General features: G+C 70.4%; 2 protein-coding genes and 1 pseudogene. All 3 read right to left on the bottom strand.

The window, feature by feature from the left end:
* Positions 1–933, bottom strand: a pseudogene (gene opcA / locus ABD308_RS02660) (glucose-6-phosphate dehydrogenase assembly protein OpcA); the annotation flags it as partial.
* Entirely contained in the window at positions 930–2486 is a 1557-nt protein-coding gene (gene zwf / locus ABD308_RS02665; protein WP_344324963.1) for a glucose-6-phosphate dehydrogenase, read from the bottom strand. The pseudogene opcA and the gene zwf, both read right to left, overlap by 4 nt.
* A 57-nt stretch (positions 2487–2543) precedes the next feature.
* Positions 2544–3683: a transaldolase gene (gene tal, locus ABD308_RS02670; RefSeq protein WP_344324876.1), complete on the bottom strand. Its 1140-nt coding sequence runs from the start codon at positions 3681–3683 to the stop codon at positions 2544–2546.
* Positions 3684–3724 lie beyond the last annotated feature (41 nt).

The raw sequence follows: 3724 nt of genomic DNA on the forward strand, positions 1-3724 counted from the left end.
GTCGTCCGGCTCCTTGAGCCGGTCCACCGGCGTGCGCACGGCCGCCGCGTAGATGTCGTCCGGGTCGAGCCGGCGCAGCTCCTCGGCGATCAGCTCCGAGGTCTCGCGCCGCTTGAGCGCGACCTGGCGGTCCGGCGAGCCTGGCATGGAGAGCGTGCCCATCAGGCCGTCCGGGCGGTCCAGGGTGATGTCCCCGTCCTTGGTGCGCAGGTGCACCGCGGTGATGCCCGGGCCGTTGGTGACGACCCGCTCGACCGGCACGTGCAGCCGGGTGTGCAGCCACAGGCCGAGCAGCTCGACGCTGGGGTTGTACGACTCGCCCTCGACCGCCGCGGCGGTGATCGTGGACGGCCGCTGGTCCAGCGCGGCGGCCAGCATCGAGCGCCAGCCGGTGATCCGGGTCCAGGCCAGGTCGGTGTCGCCCGGGGTGTAGCTCTGGGCCCGCTGGGCGAGCTGGCCGACCGGGGACTCGGCGGTGACCGCGTCGGTGATCCGGCGCTGGGCGAGCGCGCCCAGCGGGTCCTGGGCCGGGTGCAGCGGCGCGTTCTCCGGCCACCAGACCACCACCGGGGCGTCCGGCAGCAGCAGCGGCAGGACGACCGACTGGGCGTGCGCGGCGAGTTCGCCGTGCATCCGCAGGATGACCGTCTCGCCGGAGCCGGCGTCCGAGCCGACCAGGATCTCGGCGTCCAGGCGGGTCTCGGCGCGGGCCCGGGGCGAGCGCCCGGCGCGCTTGATGACCGCCAGGGTGCGCGAGGGGTGCTCGCGGGAGGCGTCGTTGGCCGCCTTGAGGGCGTCGTAGGCGCTGCCCTCGTCGGTGACGATCACCAGCGTGAGCACCATGCCGGCGGCGGTGGCACCACTGCCCCGGCGGGCCTCCATGAGAGCCCCGTTGATCTTGCCGGACGTGGTGTTCGTGAGGTCGATCTTCATGGCCGGCGCCAGCTCCTGCCGTCTCGTGCGAGCATCTCGTCCGCCTCGGCCGGGCCCCAGGTGCCGGCCGGGTACTCGGCGGGCTTGCCGTGGGTGTCCCAGTACTTCTCGATCGGGTCGAGGATCTGCCAGGAGAGCTCGACCTCCTGGTGACGGGGGAAGAGGTTGGCGTCGCCGAGCAGCACGTCGAGGATGAGCCGCTCGTACGCCTCCGGGGAGGACTCGGTGAAGGACTCGCCGTAGGCGAAGTCCATCGTGACGTCCCGGACCTCGAAGGAGGTGCCCGGCACCTTGGAGCCGAACCGCACGGTGACGCCCTCGTCCGGCTGCACCCGGATGACCAGGGCGTTCTGCCCCAGCTCCTCGGTGGCGTAGGAGTCGAACGGCAGGTACGGGGCGCGCTGGAAGACCACCGCGATCTCGGTGACCCGGCGGCCCAGCCGCTTGCCGGTGCGCAGGTAGAACGGCACGCCCGCCCAGCGGCGGTTGTTGATCTCCAGCTTGATGGCCGCGTAGGTGTCGGTCTTGGAGTCCGGGTTGATGCCGTCCTCGTCGAGGTAGCCGCCGACCTCCTCGCCGCCCTGCCAGCCGGCCGTGTACTGGCCGCGCACGGTGTGCCGGACGAGGTCGGCCGGGAGCTTGACGGCGCTCAGCACCTTGAGCTTCTCGGCCACCAGCGCCTTCGGGTGGAAGGACGCCGGCTCCTCGATGGCGGTGAGCGCCATCAGCTGGAGCAGGTGGTTCTGGATGACGTCACGGGCCGAGCCGATGCCGTCGTAGTAGCCGGCCCGGCCGCCGATGCCGATGTCCTCGGCCATGGTGATCTGCACGTGGTCGACGTACGACCGGTTCCAGATCGGCTCGAACATCTGGTTGGCGAAGCGGAGCGCCAGGATGTTCTGGACGGTCTCCTTGCCCAGGTAGTGGTCGATCCGGAAGACCTCGTCCCGGGGGAAGACCTCGTGGACGATCCGGTTCAGCTCCTGGGCGGACTCCAGGTCGTGGCCGAACGGCTTCTCGATGACGGCGCGCCGCCAGGATCCGTTCGGGGGGTCGGCCAGGCCGTGCTTCTTGAGCTGCTGGACGACGGTGGGGAAGAACTTCGGCGGGACGGACAGGTAGAAGGCGAAGTTGCCGCCGGTGCCCTGCGCCTTGTCCAGCTCCTGGATGGTCTCGCGGAGCTTGTCGAAGGCGTCGTCGTCGTCGAAGGTCCCGTGGACGAAGCGCATGCCCTTGGCGAGCTGCTGCCACACCTCCTCGCGGAAGGGGGTGCGGGCGTGCTCCTTGACCGCGTCGTGGACCTCCTGGGCGAAGTCCTCGTCCTTCCACTCGCGGCGGGCGAAGCCGACGAGCGAGAAGCCCGGCGGCAGCAGGCCGCGGTTGGCCAGGTCGTAGATGGCCGGCATCAGCTTCTTGCGGGACAGGTCACCGGTGACCCCGAAGATGACCAGGCCGGACGGCCCCGCGATGCGCGGGAGCCGCCGGTCGGAGGGGTCGCGAAGCGGGTTGACGGGGGCCGACGGGAGGTTGTCCGCGTCCGAATCCGGTGCCAACTCGGGGAAATCAGTGCTCACTTGATGGGCTCCGCTTTCGTGCGCTGTGAGCAGGGGTCACTTCTCGCCGGCGAACGACGCGAGCGAGGCGGTGACGGTGTCGAGCAGCTCGTTCCAGGACTGCTCGAACTTCTCCACGCCCTCGTCCTCCAGCACCTGGACCACGTCGTCGTAGTCCACGCCCGCGGCGGCGATGGCGTCCATCACGGCCTTGGCGTCGGCGTAGTTCGGGACGATGGTGCCGCCGGTGACCACGCCGTGGTCGTCGGTGGCGTCCAGGGTGGCCTCGGGCATCGTGTTGACGGTGCCGGGCGCGACCAGCTCGGTGACGTACAGGGTGTCCGGCAGGGCCGGGTCCTTGACGCCGGTGGAGGCCCAGAGCGGGCGCTGCGGCTTGGCGCCGGCGGCCTCCAGGGCCGTCCAGCGGGCGCTGCCGACGGTCTTGCCGTCGACGCTGCCGAAGACCTCCTCGTACGCCTGGTAGGCCAGGCGGGCGTTGGCCAGGGCGGCCTTGGAGCGGAGGTTCCTGGCGTCGCCGCCGATCTTGTCCAGGCGCTTGTCGATCTCGGTGTCGACGCGGGAGACGAAGAAGGAAGCGACCGACTCGATCTGGGAGAGGTCCAGGCCCTTGGCCTTGGCGGCCTCCAGGCCGGTCAGGTAGGCCTCGATGACCGCCTTGTAGCGCTCCAGCGAGAAGATCAGCGTGACGTTGACGCTGATGCCCTTGCCGATGACCTCGGCGATCGCGGGCAGGCCGGCCTTGGTGGCGGGGATCTTGATGAACACGTTCGGGCGGTCGACCAGCCACCACAGCTGCTTGGCCTCGGCCACCGTGGCGGCGGTCTCGTGGGCGAGCCGCGGGTCGACCTCGATGGAGACCCGGCCGTCGCGGCCGTTGGACGCGTCGTAGACCGGGCGCAGCACGTCGGCGGCGTCCCGCACGTCCGAGGTGGTGATCATGCGGACGGCCTCGTCGGTGGTGACCTTGCGGACGGCGAGGTCGCGCAGCTGGCCGTCGTAGGAGTTGTCGCCGCCGCCGATGGCCTTCTGGAAGATGGTCGGGTTGGTGGTCACGCCCACCACGTGCTTGTGCTGCACCAGCTCGGCGAGGTTCCCGGTGTTCAGCCGCTTGCGGCTGAGGTCGTCGAGCCAGATCGCCACGCCTTCGTCGCTGAGGCGCTTCAGTGCGTCAGTCATGGTGCTTCCGTCCCTTTACTTCTTCTGCTGTGGGGTGGTGT

Origin of the sequence: Kitasatospora putterlickiae (assembly GCF_039527695.1) — a bacterium.
Taxonomy (GTDB): domain Bacteria; phylum Actinomycetota; class Actinomycetes; order Streptomycetales; family Streptomycetaceae; genus Kitasatospora; species Kitasatospora putterlickiae.

Excerpts from the sequence above, each read along its gene's own strand:
- tal (WP_344324876.1), bottom strand. The coding sequence starts at position 3,683 with ATGACTGACGCACTGAAGCGCCTCAGCGACGAAGGCGTGGCGATCTGG.